We start from the raw sequence: 14392 nt of genomic DNA, 5'->3' as shown, positions 1-14392 counted from the left end.
TGCGGGTGAGTTGTCCGCATTGTGTGCTTCTATGTTCGCGCGTTGGGCGCCGAAGAACCAAATGTGTGTGCCCGCCTATGCTTGGGGTATGGATACTCTGATGCAACGACTGGATCTTCGTGGAACTGTTCTTGAAACGACAGATCTTGCTCATGCGTTGCCTCGTGCTGCGCTGGATACGTCGAAGGCCGCAGATCAGGTTGCTCCGATCTTGAAGCGTGTTCGTGAAGAGGGCGCGCCCGCGCTGTACGACTTGGCTGAAAAGTTTGACCGTGTTCGCCCGGCTTCGCTTCGTGTTCCGGCTCAGGCAATTGCTGATGCTTTAGCGAATCTTGACCCGAAGATTCGCGAGGCGCTTGAGATGTCGATTGCGCACAACCGTATGGGGCATACTCAACAGTTGCCCGCGCCTGCTCAGGTGCAGATTATTCCGGGCGGAACCGTGTCCCAGCGTTGGATTCCAGTTGAACGTGTGGGCCTGTATGTTCCCGGTGGCTTGGCTGTCTACCCGTCGTCCGTCGTGATGAACGTGGCGTGTGCGCAGGTTGCGGGCGTGGAGTCTATTGCGTTGGCGTCTCCTCCTCAGTCAGAGTTCGGCGGTCTTCCTCACCCGACAATTTTGGCGGCGTGCGCGTTACTGGGCGTTGATGAGGTCTGGGCGATTGGTGGAGCTCAGGCGATTGGATCCTTTGCCTACGGTGTGACCGATGGTGATGACGTCTTGAAGCCCGTCGACGTGGTGACCGGACCGGGCAACATTTTCGTTGCCGCAGCCAAGCGCCTTGTTCAGGGAACCGTCGGCATTGACGCCGAAGCGGGAACAACCGAGATCGCAATCCTCGCCGATTCCAGTGCTCACCCGGCATTCGTTGCCGCCGACCTGATCAGTCAGGCGGAACATGACCCGGCTGCAGCATCGGTCCTCGTGACCTCCAGCGAGGAACTGGCTGACGAAGTGGAAGCTGAAATCAAGGTGCAGGCGCAGGCGACAACGCACACCGAGCGTATTCTTACCGCCCTGTCAGGCCCACAGTCCGGTATTGTCCTCGTCGATGATGTGGAAGACGGACTGACTGTCGTGAACGCGTACAGCGCAGAGCACCTGGAAGTCCAGACCCTGAACTCCCGCGATGATGCACTGAAGGTGAAGAACGCGGGTGCCATCTTTGTTGGGTCGTACACGCCGGTTCCACTCGGCGACTACATTGCCGGCTCGAATCATGTGCTGCCCACCGGTGGCACAGCGCGCTTCGCATCGGGATTGAATGTCATGCAGTACCTGCGTTCCCAGCAGGTCGTGGAATACACGGCCGAAGCACTGGATCAGTTGAGCGACAAGCTGAACACGCTTGCGATCGCGGAAAATCTGCCGGCACACGGTCAAGCCGCCCTGATCCGCCGCACAGCTGCCAAAGACGGAGAGTGACACCATGACGATTCTTCCGATTCGATCCGATCTTAAAGGACTCTCGCCCTACGGTGCTCCGCAGCTCAACGTTCCGGTGTGCCTGAACGTCAACGAGAACCCGTATTCGCCCTCCGAAAACGTGATTGCCGATATCGCTGAGTCCGTTGCCAAGGCGGCTGCGGGTCTCAACCGCTACCCGGATCGTGACTTCATGGAACTACGTGGCGCGCTCGCGGACTACCTAGAAAAAGAATCCGGTGTTCGTCGGCGTCCGGAACTGATGTGGGCAGCGAACGGCTCAAATGAAGTGATGGTGCAGATTCTGGAAGCATTCGGTGGCCCTGGCCGGACGGCCGTCAGCTTTGCTCCGACGTACTCGATGTACCACGAGTACGCGCGCGACACGAATACCGCGTGGGTGCAGGGGCGTCGCGATGATGACTTTACATTGAACCGCGCGTTCGTTGAAGAAACATTGAAAGCGCAGCGTCCTTCTGCTGTTCTGCTGGCCAGCCCGAATAATCCGACGGGCACAGCGTTGCCGTTCGAGGACATTGAGTGGATCCTGGACATCGCGCGCGAAAGCGGCCCAGAGATTGATGGCCAGACGTCTGCGTCGATCGTCGTTATTGACGAGGCCTACGGTGAATTCCGCAGAACCGGCACACCGTCATCTCTTGAACTCTTGGACGCGAATGAGCACCTCATCGTCAGTCGCACAATGTCGAAGGCCTTCGGCATGGCGGGCCTGCGCCTCGGCTATATGAGCGCCTGCCAAGAAATCATCGACGCGATCATGTTGGTTCGCCTGCCGTACCACCTCTCAACTCTTACGCAGGCAACGGCGCTTGCTGCTCTGCGCCACACGGATGAACTGATGGCACAGGTGGCCTCGTTGCGCGCCGAACGCGACCAGCTGGTCACGTGGCTGAAAGACAAAGGCTTCGACGCTGTCGATTCGGATGCCAACTTTGTCCTCTTCGGACGCTTCGATGACCGCGAAGCCATCTTTCAGGCTCTGCTTGATCGCGGAATTCTGATCCGAGTTGTCGGGCCTGAGGGCTGGCTTCGTGTCAGTATTGGAACACCTGAAGAAACCGCCAGCTTCAAAGCAGCACTTGAGGAGATCACGAAATGACGAACACCTTTGCTACTCCGCGTACCGCCGTCATTGACCGCGTGACGTCTGAGTCCTCGATCCACCTCGAGCTGAACTTGGATGGAACAGGCAAGAATGACATTTCCACGTCCGTGCCTTTCTACGACCACATGTTGACTGCACTGTCGAAGCACTCGCTGATTGACCTGACGGTGAAGGCGACGGGTGATATTGATATCGACGTGCACCACACGGTTGAAGATACGGCGATCTGCCTGGGTCTTGCGCTGAAGGAAGCGCTAGGGGACAAGCGCGGTATTCGCCGTTTCGGTGAGGCGACTGTTCCGCTCGACGAGGCGCTGGCTCACGCGGTTGTTGACGTCGCGGGACGTCCCTACATTGTGCATGCGGGTGAACCTGCCGGTCAGGAATACCACCTGATTGGTGGTCACTACACTGGTTCAATGACGCGTCACGTCTTCGAATCCCTGACCTTCAATTCCGGAATTTGCCTGCACATGAACGTGCTTGCTGGTCGCGACCCGCACCACATCGTCGAGGCCCAGTTTAAGGCGTTGGCACGAGCGCTTCGTGCTGGCGTTGAGCCGGATCCTCGCGTCGACGGAATTCCATCGACCAAGGGTGCGCTCTAAGCCGAGTCGAGCGTAGGTAGCAGAGGAGAGTTATGTCGCGTCGTGATGACGACTTCGATGCCGAGTTCGCGGATCTTGTCGCGTCCCTTGACGGCGAAGATTTAGGCAAGGAAACGCTTGATGGTGAAGCGTATGCCGACGATGTACTGGCGGCACACAATCTGGGAGAAAAGCCCGCTGGCGCAGATACGACGAGCGAGACAGACAACAGGGACGCATCGACCAAGGTGTTGAAAGATCCTGACGATGTCCCGGTTGATGAATCCCTCCATCTTGACGGTGGCAAGCTGTCGGTTGGTTTGGTTCTGGCCCCGATTCCATCGCCGGGCGCGCTTCACTCTCTTTTGGCTCTGTCTGGTTTGAAGCTCAGCGTCGTCCGTTTGAAGCCGTGGACGGCGATCTGGCAGCGCGTGGAAACTCAGCCGACTGACGAAGAAGAGTTGGATGCGTTGCTTTCCGGCCAGCGTCCCATGCCCGCTCCCATCGACGAGGCCGCCCGCGTTGTTTCACGCCTGTCCAAATATGGGGCGGTTGCTGTCATGTCGTGGCTGGTTGAAGGCGATGGGGTTGAACCCGGTGTTTCTGGTCGGATTACAGCCCAGCGTTATGTGAACGGACAGCCGGAGGAAACGATTCCTGCGGGTGTTTTACTTGGTGCAATGCCACAGGCAACCGAGGATCTACTGCTTGGACGTTCGACCCCCGAAGACTACGAGGACTCCGTGTCTGCGGATGGGACGAGCCGTAAGCGTCCGGGCGGTTTCTTTGGCGGATTGTGGAAGAAGTAGACGATGACGCACGTAGTTGTTTTTGACTATGGTTCGGGCAATGTACGCTCTGCGTGCCGAGCTTTGGAACATGTGGGCGCCGATGTTGAACTGACTGCAGACCGTGAAGCCGCATTGAACGCTGATGGCTTGCTGGTGCCTGGCGTGGGCGCGTTCCATGCGGTGATGCGCCAGTTGCGCGTAGCTGACGGCGAAAACATTATTGACATGCGTCTTGCTGGTGGGCGCCCGGTGATGGGTATCTGCGTTGGCCTGCAGATCATGTTCTCTTCGTCCGAAGAGAAGGGTGAAGGCGAGGGTCTTGGCCAGTGGCCGGGCGTGGTGAAGCGTTTGGACGCTGAAGTGGTTCCGCACATGGGCTGGTCACCGATTGAAGCGGCTACCGGTTCGGAGCTTTTCGCGGGAGTCGAAGACCAGCGCTTCTATTTCGTTCACTCCTACGGTGTCCATGACGATCCGACCGCGGCGTTAGCTGGGGGAGTGACCACCCCACCGTTGACGTCCTGGGCACGGCACGGAAATTCCCGCTTCGTTGCAGCCGTAGAAAACGGCCCATTGTGTGCAACCCAGTTCCACCCGGAAAAGTCAGGAGATGCCGGTATGACGCTACTGGCAAACTGGCTCGACACACTGAAGTAACTTCACGCAATAAACGATTAAAGGATTTCCATGAACGATCTGATTCTTCTTCCCGCCGTTGACGTTGTCGACGGACAAGCCGTTCGCCTGACCCAGGGTGAAGCTGGTACGGAAACACGCTACGGCCACCCGATGGACGCTGCGCGCTCTTTCGCGGATGCTGGGGCAACGTGGCTGCACCTCGTCGATCTGGATGCCGCATTTGGACGTGGGTCGAACGCTGCGCTACTTGCTGAGATCACTGCGAACGTGGATATGAATGTCGAACTGTCCGGTGGCATTCGCGATGATGAGTCGCTCAAGCGCGCTTTGGGAGCCGGTGCCCGTCGCGTGAACCTTGGTACCGCAGCTTTGGAAAATCCAGAGTGGACTGAACGAGTCATTAAAGAATATGGCGATCAGATTGGCATCGGCTTGGACGTGCGTGGAGATACCTTGTCTGCCCGCGGATGGACCCGCGATGGAGGCAATCTTTGGGAGACAATCGAACGCCTGAACAAGGCTGGTTGCGTGCGCTACGTGGTCACTGACGTGACGCGCGACGGCATGCTGTCGGGACCGAACGTTGATCTGCTTGCTCGCGTCTGCGGCGCAACCGACGCCGCCGTTGTGGCATCCGGTGGCGTGTCAACGCTGGACGATATTGCCACCCTGCGAGGTCTCGTTGGCGTTGGCGTCGAAGGTGCAATTGTCGGCAAAGCCCTCTACGCTGGCGCGTTCACGATTGAAGAAGCCCTGAAAGTTGCGCGGGGGCTTTAAACGATGAGTGAAACCACGGATTCTCGCCCAATCCCAGCTCTCGATGATGCGCAGAAGAGCCGGCTTGCTGCTCGGTTGAAGATGTCGAATCGCGATCGTGGTGACTCGGGTCAGATTCTCGAAGCGACGAGGCGTGCGCTGGCTCTTGAAGCGGATAGTGATAATGGCGCAGCCAGATTGGAAGCCCTCGCCGATGCTTTGGCTCACGATCGCGTGATTGTCCCGATTGCTGTTGAAGAGGATCCTCGTGTCACCGGAGGCCACGCAGGGTTTGACGGCGACGGACAGGCACCGACCGACTTTGTTCGCGTTGACTGCCTGGCAGGCAAGGCGATTGCCGTATTCTCTTCGGCCGATCAACTTCGGGCTTTCGATGCTTTCGCCAGACCTACCGCTCTCGCATTCCGGAGCGTTGCCCTTGCTGCGCTGGTGGAAACCGGAGGCCGAGTTGTCATGGATCCTGCCGGGTCCAACGTTGTGATGCCACGTCCCCTTGTCGCGGCACTTGCGCAGGGAGACACGTGGTTGCCAGCGTGGAAAGACCAAGAACTCGCCGAAGAGTTGAAGATGCTCGCGCAGGTAAGCCATAACGGAACCTCGCCGATCGTTGACGTGCAACTGACCTGCGGGGCAGTCGGAAACGTGACTGTCACCCTGTTCGTCAACGCCAATGCTGATCAGCGTGGGCTTAAAAAGTCGCTGATGGAAGCGGTGTCTGCTATCGGAGATTCAAAACGTCTTCAGGTATCAGCCGACAGGATTGAGATCGTTCCACGTTGGGTGAGCGTCGCATAGTCCGCATGTCGCATAGTCCGCACGTCGCATAGTCCACGTGTGTGAGCGATCCCATCTGCGCCGAAGTCACTGAAATTGGTGCGCTATCAGCGCAGATGTTAAAATCAAAGCAACCGTCTGGGCGAATGCCTGGAATGCAAGCGGAGTTTCCTCCCACCTGGATGCCCGCCTTGGCTTGCCAAGGTCCACGCAATTGGCGTGACGTGAAAGGGGATCGGGTTCTTCGGTAGACGTTTCGGCGTCTGCCAAATGGGCTGGCCTCCGTGCGCATGAAGTGCAACGGAGGCCATTTTCGTTGCTCTTCACGAAGTACCGTGGAAGGAGCCACTCATCAGCGAGACTCGCATTAACGAGCGCATCCGAGTTCCTGAGGTTCGCCTCGTGGGACCCGGAGGGGAACAGGTCGGCGTCGTTTGTGTTGAAGACGCCCTGCGCCTGGCCGAAGAGGCCGGCCTTGACCTGGTAGAGGTTGCCCCCGACGCTAAGCCGCCGGTTGCCAAGCTCATGGATTACGGCAAGTTTAAGTACGAAGCCGCCCAGAAGGCTCGCGATGCTCGCCGTAATCAGGCGAACACCCAGCTGAAAGAGATCCGCTTCCGCTTGAAGATTGACGACCATGATTTTGGCGTTAAGAAGGGACACGTTGAGCGTTTCCTTTCCCAAGGCGACAAGGTCAAGGTCATGATCATGTTCCGCGGACGTGAGCAGTCCCGTCCTGAAGCTGGCGTTCGCCTGCTTCAGCGTTTGGCTGAAGAGGTTGGTGAGCTCGCAACAGTCGAGTCCATGCCTCGCCAGGATGGTCGCAATATGACCATGGTTCTCGCGCCTACAAAACGTAAGTCTGATGCTTTGAACGAACAGCGCAAGCGTCGTGAAGCAGAGCGTAAGGAACGACGCGGTAAGCGTCAGGAACGCGCAATCAAGGACCAGGCACGTTCCGCAAAAGCGGACACCACGGACAAGAACTGACATTGACGCGTAAGCGTTGATGGAACAAAGAAGGAATAGCAAATGCCGAAGAACAAGACGCACTCCGGTGCGAAGAAGCGCTTCCGCGTGACCGGCTCGGGCAAGATCATGCGCGAGCAGGCCGGTGCACGCCACCTGCTGGAGCACAAGTCCAGCCGTAAGACCCGCCGCCTCGCCACTGACCAGGTCCTTGAGAACGCAGACGTTAAGCGCGTCCGTCGTCTCCTTGGCAAGTGAGCTTCGCAAAAGGAGATTTGAAACATGGCACGTGTCAAGCGTTCTGTTAACGCCAAGAAGAAGCGTCGTACAGTCCTCGAGCAGGCGTCCGGCTATCGTGGTCAGCGTTCCCGCATGTACCGCAAGGCCAAGGAGCAGGTCACTCACTCCTTCGTCTACTCCTACCGCGACCGCAAGGCCCGCAAGGGTGACTTCCGTCGCCTCTGGATCCAGCGCATCAACGCTGCCTCGCGCGCGCAGGGCATGACCTACAACCGTTTCATCCAGGGCCTCGGCCTTGCTGGTGTTGAGGTCGACCGTCGCATGCTCGCCGAGCTCGCCGTCAACGACATCAACGCGTTCAACGCGCTGGTGCAGGTTGCCAAGGATGCTCTGCCGGCAGACGTCAACGCCCCCAAGGCCTGACATACGGTGACTTTTCAGTCCGAGCGCCCGTCCATGCTCGCCAATCCTCACGCTGAACGCGTGAAGAAAGTGGCAGCGTTGGCCGGGCGCTCGGCACGTCGTAAGACGAATCTTCTGCTTGTTGAAGGGCCACAAGCAGTCCGCGAACTTCTGGCTTTTAGTGGCCAGCATGTTCGCGATGTGTACTTCACTGACGGTGCAGCGAGTCTGCATCCTGACGTGCACGCCCTGGCTTCTTCCGTGACCCGCTGGTGCCATATGGTGACCGATGAGGTCGCTTCTGCGATGAGCTCTGATGCTCAGGGCATTATTGCCGTTGCAACACGTGACGCAGTGGTGTCCACGTTGCGCGATACTGCGCCTCGGCAGACATATGTTGTGCTCGCCCAGGGGCGCGATCCGGGCAACGTTGGTACCATCATCCGCACCGCTGATGCGATGGGATGCGCCGGTGTCATCGTCGTTGCGGGCACCGTCAATGTTGCCAGCCCGAAGGTCATCCGTTCCTCCGCAGGCAGTGTCTTCCACCTTCCGCTCGTTGGTGTTCCGTCGTTCGACGAGGCCGCCCGGTTGCTCAAAACGCGCGGTGCGCGCCTGCTGGGTACCAGCGGCGGAGTGGGCACCGAAGACCTTGGGCAGCTGATGACTCAGGCAATCGCTGGGGGAGCGGGTCCTCTTGCCTCATCTCATGCGTGGGTCTTCGGCAATGAAGCGAAGGGCATGAGCCAGGCTGAACTCGATGCGTGTGACACTCTTGTCCGCATCGACATGACCGGTCAGGCCGAGTCCCTGAACGTGGCCTCTGCAGCCTCAATGTGTCTTTTCGCTTCTCAGTGCGCGCGCTTGTCCAATGAAGCGCTGAAATAGTGTGCGCGGCCTCGTGAGTCAATGAGTGAATCAGGCGCCAGCTGTCCTTTTGTCGCCACGAACCAACTAGGCTTGAACCATGACGTTGGTAAGTGAATGCTCGGAATCTGAACTCATTCGTCGCTATCAGGAAGTTCTTCCCGTTGGTGAACGCACCATGATCGGAATCGGTGACGACTGTGCACAGATTGCAACCCCTGAAGGATCGTTCGTCGTATCGACGGATGTCATCGTCGAAGACCAGCACTTCCACAGGTATTGGTCCGACGCTTACCAGATTGGTGCTCGCATTACCGCGCAGAATCTTGCAGATATTGCCGGTATGGGTGGGTACACGTCATCGATCGTTATCTCTGTTGTGCTCACTCCTGACACCGAAGTCGAATGGCTGATCGATGTGGTTCGAGGTATCGGCGATCGTGCTCGCGAAGTCGGTGCCGGCGTCGTCGGCGGTGATATGTCGGCGGGAGAAAAGCTGGTGCTGTCGATGACCGTCATGGGCTGGTGCGAAGGCGATCCCGTGGTGCGTTCGGGAGCGAAACCTGGTGATGTGATCGCGGTGAGTGGTCGAGTTGGCTTCTCGCACGCCGGCTTGGATCTGTTGCTGGGCGAGCACATTGACCCTGCAATTCGTGACGACGAGTCAATGGGGATTATGGCTGAAGCCCTCAACATGTATCGCGCTCCCGAGCCACCGTTGGAGACTGGGCCAGCTGCTGCGCGCGCCGGTGCCCACGCAATGATGGACCTATCTGATGGCATTGCTATGGATGGCACGCGTATGGCGAAAGCGTCTGGTGTGATCATTGACCTCGACCCGACTGCGTTGGAACGCGAAGCAGATCCGTTGCGTCAGCTCGCCGAGATCTGCGGTGTGAACCCGGTGGAATGGGTCGTCTTCGGCGGTGAAGACCACGGCATGATCGCTGCCTTTGGGCCAGATGCGACCATTCCCGAAGGATTCCGCATTGTGGGACGCGTCCGCGAGGTCGGTGAAGGGGAAAACGCGAATATGTTCCTGAACGGCCGCCCCTTGCGTGGGAAGTGGGATCACTTCAAGAACGAGTAAGAGGCACTCGAGGTGAAAAAGTCTGGCTCGCAAGGGCATCCTTGCGAGCCAGACTCATAAAGTGTGGTGACCTTTTAAAGGTCATCCAACAGGTGTGCGGCTATCAGATAGCGCGCTGAACCTTGTCGGATTTCAGGCACTTGGTGCACACGTTCAGGCGCTTCGGGGTGCCCTCAACAAGGGCGCGAACGCGCTGAATGTTCGGATTCCAGCGGCGGTTGGTGCGAACGTGAGAGTGTGACACGCTCTTGCCGAAGCCGGGTCCCTTACCGCACACGTCACAAACGGCAGCCACGATGATCTCCTCGGTTGTCAAAATAGGTTATTCCCGTTTTCACAGGACAGTATTGAGCGGTGTAGTCCACCGCAGGCAACTATGAAAGATTAACGGATTAACGCCTTCAACTCCAAGTTTTGCGCCCTTTGTGGGCTGTCAGGTAGCCCACATTCGTTGATAGAGCGCGGATTGTGTGCGGCTCGCGGCAGGGCCGCGTAGCGGCTTGAAGGCTAGAGCGGGGCGTGCAGCATCCTAGTATTGCAGTGTGGTTTCTACGACGGTGATGCAAGCGACGGCTCAGTAGGTGGCGAGCTGTGCGGTCTGGGTATCCGTCCGTGCATTCCTCGTCCATGGCAAGGCCCTGCCTGCAGTTCCGGTCGTGTGAGGCGACATTGTGGGCTCTGTGGGAAGGGGACTGTCGCCTCGTATAACTTGGGGGAGCTAGGCATTCAAAAACTAGTGTGAGCCGTGGAGTACGAAGCGATAAAAATGCAACGATTGTCGGGCTTAGATGTGTCTGGCACGCCGAACGCTGATCCCTGAACGATAATGAACGCAAAGCTAAACGGATGGAGCAAGAGTGGAACTGAATGCTGGGACTGTCGCCTCCCTGTTGCGGGTGGCAGCACATGAATCTGCCACGCTTGCTCAGTTCCTGAACGACCTCGACGGGTGGGACGGCTCAGACTGCGATACCGGCACGAACGCTGCACATACGCTGGCCTCCATGGCAAGCGCCGTCGAACGTCTAGATCCGGTCTCGTCGTTTGCTTCCGGGCTTGAAGCCGCTGTTGACGCTGGCATCATCCTTGCCCAAGGGCATATTGGCGTCATCATTACTGCTGTTCTTTCCGCATGGTCACAAGCCCTCAATGGTCCAGGTCAGATCACGCCGATTCAGCTTCGTCGCATGCTGTGTACACCACATGCGATCCAATCCGATTCCCATGTCACTGACGTTTTGCGTCGAACCCACCTGTCGAATGCGATCGTGATGGTCTTGGATACAGCCAGAACCGCCGCCACTGATTTGGGCGACACGATTGAAACAAACGAATACCTGGTCTCGTGGTACTCACTCGCAGCTCAAGAAGGCCTGATTGGCGCCACGAATGAGAGAACAGGGCGTATCGACGCAGGCGCATCCGTCCTGACCATCCTCTTCGCCTGCTTTGACTCGGTTGTTTCAGGACAAACATCAGTACTCGAGTCGCTCGCTCATATGCTCAGCGAATTAGCGGAAAACAACGGTGATATCCCCAGTCAGAACATTCCCGCCCCGAACCGCGCATTCAGTGTCGATATCGTCTGGCAAGCGACTGCAACAGACGCAGACCACTTTTTCACTTCCATTGAACTCATGGGAGCACGCCTTTCCTGCGTTGGAACGCTTGATCCATTCGGCGTAGGAATGTGGCGCCTACACATCGATACGTCCGCCCCTCTTTCAGTACGCCCCAAGACTGGATGCCTTATCAGATTCCAAGTCGCTGACGCGCGTCCAGATGAGATGCTCGGCGTCGACGAGCTCGCCGAAGAAGGCATTACCCACCGCGGTGTTCGCCTTCTCGAACGGCGCCCCATGCGACGAGTCGAACGCGCCCGAGTCCTTGTATGCACCCGAGCTCCCGGATTGATTGAAGATGCCGCCAGAACAGGTGCAATCGTTCTATACAATCCCAGCGCCCAAGACGGGGCGGGAATCATGGAAATTGCCACGTCCTCATCGACGGGCGTCAGTCTGTTCGTGCCGTGTGACGATGAGTCTTCAACACTCGGCACTATGCTTGCCTCTCGTCTGAACGCGACCCAATCCCCGTTTGACCCCAAGCCTGCAGGCGCCACCTCGTCAAACGACGCCATCATTGTGGTGGCGCAGTCGAACGACGAACTGTCAGCGTTCAACGTCGCGCAAACATGCGCCGGCTACTTCGTCCCGCAACCCGGCGGGCACAAAGTGGGGCCAACAATGGAACGTCTGCTCACCCAAGGGGCGACGCAAGCGCTTGAAAACCAGGTGACCTATTCGCTCGACTCAGACGATGACCTTGCTATTTCGCAGGTGGTCGCCGACATCGCACGCAGGAACCCCACGCAGTTCCGCCTGCTCCTGTCCGCACACGACGGTCCGGATTTGGTTGGACTTCTCCGGCAACTGGTGATGCACGCTGACTGTCTCCTCGATGACATTGATGTGATCGATGGGGGACAAGCGGGTCGAAGCCTCATAGCGGGCATGTGGGCATGAGCGAACTCGATACCCCACTTTCTCTTCGCCTCCCTGCGTCAACCGCGCGCAAACTCGCAAAAGCAGGGTTTGAAACCGTTGAAGACCTGCTTCTTTGTGCGCCTCGTCGCTACTACCACTGGGGCGCACTGACCCCGATGTCGATGTTGCACGAAGGCGAAGATGTCACGATCCTCGCTCAAGTTGCACGAGCACACCTCGTTGCAAACCGAAGCCGTCAGGGCGTTCGCCTCGAAGTACAACTGACCGACGGCATCACTACGATGAACGCGACCTTCTTCGCGCACAATGAATACAAACTCGCCGTCCATCAGCGCCTCTTGAAACCCGGAGCCTCGTTTCTTTTCGCCGGAAAAGTCGGATCCTACCGCGGTACCCTTTCACTGGTACATCCCAGCTTCGAAGGAATGGATGACGCCAGCGACTCAGCAGAAGAACGCTCCCAACGGCCCATCCCGATCTACCCGACAAGCGGGGGGATCACCAGCTGGATCATGGCACGTAGTATCACCATGATTCTCGATTCTTTGGACGATGAATCGATCGACGACGTGATCCCGGCCGACATCCGAGAACAACGAAAATTGCCCAATCGTGCCACGGCTTTGAGGATGCTCCACCAGCCATCTACCGACGACGACTACAAACAGGCGAAAACCACATTCGCGTTCGAGGAAGCTTTCACCCTTCAGTGCATCCTGGCCGGACGACGCTACGGGGAACGCTCTTTAACTGCGCCTGCGTGTCCGCTCACTTCATCGCACGCAGTCAGTGAATTCATTGCATCGCTTCCCTTCACTCTGACCGACGCCCAATCACGCGCGCTCAAAGAAATCGACGCCGACATGGGCCAGGCCGCCCCCATGCAACGACTCCTTCAAGGAGATGTGGGTTCAGGGAAGACCGTTGTTGCGCTCGCGGCATTGATTGCGGCGGTTGACGCTGGACACCAGGGTGCGCTGGTGGCGCCGACTGAAGTGTTGGCCGGCCAGCATCTTGAGTCGATGCGCGCGTTAGTACAGGGTGTCATGGCCGATGGGAAACCAGTTGATATTCGTCTGCTGACCGGTTCGACACCGCCTGGCGCGCGTCGCGAAATAAGCGCGCTCATTGAATCGGGGGAGCCGCTGATCGTGGTGGGGACTCACGCTTTGTTCTCTGACAGTGTTGTTTTCAAAGACCTCGGCGTTGTCATTGTGGATGAACAGCATCGTTTCGGCGTTGAACAGCGCGACACATTGCGCACCAGCGACGGGGGGCGTAGCGCGCACCAGCTGGTGATGACGGCGACTCCGATTCCTCGTACGGTCGCGATGACGGTGTTCGGTGATCTGGAAGAGACGCGCATGGCGGGGATGCCTGCCGGTCGTACGCCGGTGCAGACGTTCCTTGTTGATAGCGCGAATTCGGTGTGGATGGAGCGCTTGTGGGCTCGAGCGCACGAAGAGATTGAGCGCGGTGGGCGTGTCTACGTTGTCTGTCCGCGTATCGACGAAACGGATGAGGTCACCGACGTTGAAGGAGAGGGAGCGAATCGCCCCCCGCTTGCGTCGGTCGAAAAGGTCAGTCAAACCCTGCGCCGTCTTCCCGCTCTTGGAGCGCACCGGATTGAAACGTTGACGGGCCGCACTCCGACGGCGGAAAAAACCCAGATCATGGAGCGTTTCGCATCCGGAGAATCGCCGATTTTGGTTTCTACGACCGTCATCGAAGTGGGCGTGGACGTCAAGAGTGCGACGATGATGGTGATCGTTGACGCCCAGCAGTTCGGCTTGGCGCAGTTGCATCAGTTACGAGGCCGCGTCGGCCGTTCGTCGACGCCATCTGTGACGATGGCGGTTCATCGTAGCGATTTGAATCCGGACTCGATGGCGCGTCTTGAAGCATTTGCATCAACGACGGACGGTTTTGAGCTCGCAGAAAAAGATGTTCAGCTCCGTCGTGAGGGAGATGTGTTGGGAGCTGGGCAGTCCGGTCGCAGTTCGCACCTGCGTTTCCTTTCTGTTCGACGTGACGAACGGATTATTTCCCACGCTCGCAGCGATGCGTTGCGGATTATCGAAGAGGATCCGAAGCTGATGAATCATCCGGAGTTAGCATGTGCTTTGAGGCGCTTGTCGGCTGATTCTCTTGCTTGGATTTCGATGAGCTAAAGGGGACTACCGTGGTGATCCCTGCA

Annotated in this window: 15 protein-coding genes; 14 read left to right on the top strand and 1 reads right to left on the bottom strand. The window is 58.1% G+C overall.

Annotation, left to right across the window (positions count from 1 at the left end):
* The first annotated feature begins 88 nt into the window (after positions 1 to 88).
* From hisD to thiL, 12 genes are all read left to right on the top strand, one after another.
* Positions 89 to 1426: a histidinol dehydrogenase gene (hisD, locus tag QP381_RS03390; protein WP_285067821.1), complete on the top strand. Its 1338-nt coding sequence runs from the start codon at positions 89 to 91 to the stop codon at positions 1424 to 1426.
* A 4-nt stretch (positions 1427 to 1430) separates the two neighbouring features.
* Positions 1431 to 2546: a histidinol-phosphate transaminase gene (locus tag QP381_RS03385; protein WP_285067820.1), complete on the top strand. Its 1116-nt coding sequence runs from the start codon at positions 1431 to 1433 to the stop codon at positions 2544 to 2546.
* On the top strand, positions 2543 to 3160 hold the full coding sequence (hisB, locus tag QP381_RS03380; RefSeq protein ID WP_006681668.1) for an imidazoleglycerol-phosphate dehydratase HisB: 618 nt from the start codon (positions 2543 to 2545) through the stop codon (positions 3158 to 3160). Before QP381_RS03385 ends, hisB begins: the two co-directional genes overlap by 4 nt.
* A gap of 32 nt (positions 3161 to 3192) precedes the next feature.
* On the top strand, positions 3193 to 3948 hold the full coding sequence (locus tag QP381_RS03375; RefSeq protein WP_285067819.1) for a hypothetical protein: 756 nt from the start codon (positions 3193 to 3195) through the stop codon (positions 3946 to 3948).
* Positions 3949 to 3951: 3 nt separating this feature from the next.
* Positions 3952 to 4587, top strand: a complete 636-nt coding sequence (gene hisH / locus QP381_RS03370; protein WP_285067818.1) for an imidazole glycerol phosphate synthase subunit HisH — start codon at positions 3952 to 3954, stop codon at positions 4585 to 4587.
* Between the two features lie 30 nt (positions 4588 to 4617).
* Complete coding sequence (gene priA, locus QP381_RS03365) at positions 4618 to 5346, top strand: bifunctional 1-(5-phosphoribosyl)-5-((5-phosphoribosylamino)methylideneamino)imidazole-4-carboxamide isomerase/phosphoribosylanthranilate isomerase PriA (RefSeq protein ID WP_285067816.1); 729 nt, start codon at positions 4618 to 4620, stop codon at positions 5344 to 5346.
* Between the two features lie 3 nt (positions 5347 to 5349).
* Positions 5350 to 6141 carry an SseB family protein gene (locus QP381_RS03360; protein ID WP_285067814.1) on the top strand — a complete coding sequence of 264 codons (792 nt, stop codon included), beginning with the start codon at positions 5350 to 5352 and terminating at the stop codon, positions 6139 to 6141.
* Positions 6142 to 6522: 381 nt separating this feature from the next.
* Positions 6523 to 7110 carry a translation initiation factor IF-3 gene (gene infC, locus QP381_RS03355; protein WP_006681663.1) on the top strand — a complete coding sequence of 196 codons (588 nt, stop codon included), beginning with the start codon at positions 6523 to 6525 and terminating at the stop codon, positions 7108 to 7110.
* A gap of 42 nt (positions 7111 to 7152) precedes the next feature.
* Entirely contained in the window at positions 7153 to 7347 is a 195-nt protein-coding gene (gene rpmI / locus QP381_RS03350; protein WP_006681662.1) for a 50S ribosomal protein L35, read from the top strand.
* 24 nt (positions 7348 to 7371) lie between these two features.
* Positions 7372 to 7752 carry a 50S ribosomal protein L20 gene (gene rplT, locus QP381_RS03345; RefSeq protein WP_006681661.1) on the top strand — a complete coding sequence of 127 codons (381 nt, stop codon included), beginning with the start codon at positions 7372 to 7374 and terminating at the stop codon, positions 7750 to 7752.
* Positions 7753 to 7785: 33 nt separating this feature from the next.
* A complete protein-coding gene (locus tag QP381_RS03340) occupies positions 7786 to 8619 on the top strand; it encodes a TrmH family RNA methyltransferase (protein WP_285067864.1) in 834 nt (277 codons plus the stop codon).
* 79 nt (positions 8620 to 8698) lie between these two features.
* Positions 8699 to 9688: a thiamine-phosphate kinase gene (gene thiL / locus QP381_RS03335; RefSeq protein ID WP_006681659.1), complete on the top strand. Its 990-nt coding sequence runs from the start codon at positions 8699 to 8701 to the stop codon at positions 9686 to 9688.
* Positions 9689 to 9791: 103 nt separating this feature from the next.
* Here thiL and rpmB read toward each other — a convergent pair whose 3' ends face one another.
* The gene (rpmB, locus tag QP381_RS03330) at positions 9792 to 9983 is read right to left on the bottom strand and encodes a 50S ribosomal protein L28 (protein WP_006681658.1); all 192 of its coding nucleotides are present in this window, start codon (positions 9981 to 9983) and stop codon (positions 9792 to 9794) included.
* Between the two features lie 562 nt (positions 9984 to 10545).
* Between rpmB and QP381_RS03325 the strand changes: the two genes are divergently transcribed.
* Together QP381_RS03325 and QP381_RS03320 are read left to right on the top strand one after the other, a co-directional pair.
* Positions 10546 to 12213 carry a DAK2 domain-containing protein gene (locus QP381_RS03325; RefSeq protein ID WP_179370482.1) on the top strand — a complete coding sequence of 556 codons (1668 nt, stop codon included), beginning with the start codon at positions 10546 to 10548 and terminating at the stop codon, positions 12211 to 12213.
* Positions 12210 to 14366, top strand: coding sequence for an ATP-dependent DNA helicase RecG (locus QP381_RS03320; protein WP_103633636.1), 2157 nt, complete (start codon positions 12210 to 12212; stop codon positions 14364 to 14366). Before QP381_RS03325 ends, QP381_RS03320 begins: the two co-directional genes overlap by 4 nt.
* Positions 14367 to 14392 lie beyond the last annotated feature (26 nt).

Source organism: Pauljensenia sp. UMB6358, assembly GCF_030216865.1.
Taxonomy (GTDB): Bacteria; Actinomycetota; Actinomycetes; order Actinomycetales; family Actinomycetaceae; genus Pauljensenia; species Pauljensenia turicensis_A.
The sequence above is the reverse complement of the archived record's forward strand: the minus strand, read 5'-3'. Positions and strand labels throughout refer to the sequence as shown.

Excerpts from the sequence above, each read along its gene's own strand:
- QP381_RS03360 (WP_285067814.1), top strand. The coding sequence starts at position 5,350 with ATGAGTGAAACCACGGATTCTCGCCCAATCCCAGCTCTCGATGATGCG.
- QP381_RS03385 (WP_285067820.1), top strand. The coding sequence starts at position 1,431 with ATGACGATTCTTCCGATTCGATCCGATCTTAAAGGACTCTCGCCCTAC.
- hisD (WP_285067821.1), top strand. The coding sequence starts at position 89 with ATGGATACTCTGATGCAACGACTGGATCTTCGTGGAACTGTTCTTGAA.
- rplT (WP_006681661.1), top strand. The coding sequence starts at position 7,372 with ATGGCACGTGTCAAGCGTTCTGTTAACGCCAAGAAGAAGCGTCGTACA.
- QP381_RS03375 (WP_285067819.1), top strand. The coding sequence starts at position 3,193 with ATGTCGCGTCGTGATGACGACTTCGATGCCGAGTTCGCGGATCTTGTC.
- QP381_RS03340 (WP_285067864.1), top strand. The coding sequence starts at position 7,786 with ATGCTCGCCAATCCTCACGCTGAACGCGTGAAGAAAGTGGCAGCGTTG.
- rpmI (WP_006681662.1), top strand. The coding sequence starts at position 7,153 with ATGCCGAAGAACAAGACGCACTCCGGTGCGAAGAAGCGCTTCCGCGTG.
- hisB (WP_006681668.1), top strand. The coding sequence starts at position 2,543 with ATGACGAACACCTTTGCTACTCCGCGTACCGCCGTCATTGACCGCGTG.
- priA (WP_285067816.1), top strand. The coding sequence starts at position 4,618 with ATGAACGATCTGATTCTTCTTCCCGCCGTTGACGTTGTCGACGGACAA.
- thiL (WP_006681659.1), top strand. The coding sequence starts at position 8,699 with ATGACGTTGGTAAGTGAATGCTCGGAATCTGAACTCATTCGTCGCTAT.
- QP381_RS03320 (WP_103633636.1), top strand. The coding sequence starts at position 12,210 with ATGAGCGAACTCGATACCCCACTTTCTCTTCGCCTCCCTGCGTCAACC.
- hisH (WP_285067818.1), top strand. The coding sequence starts at position 3,952 with ATGACGCACGTAGTTGTTTTTGACTATGGTTCGGGCAATGTACGCTCT.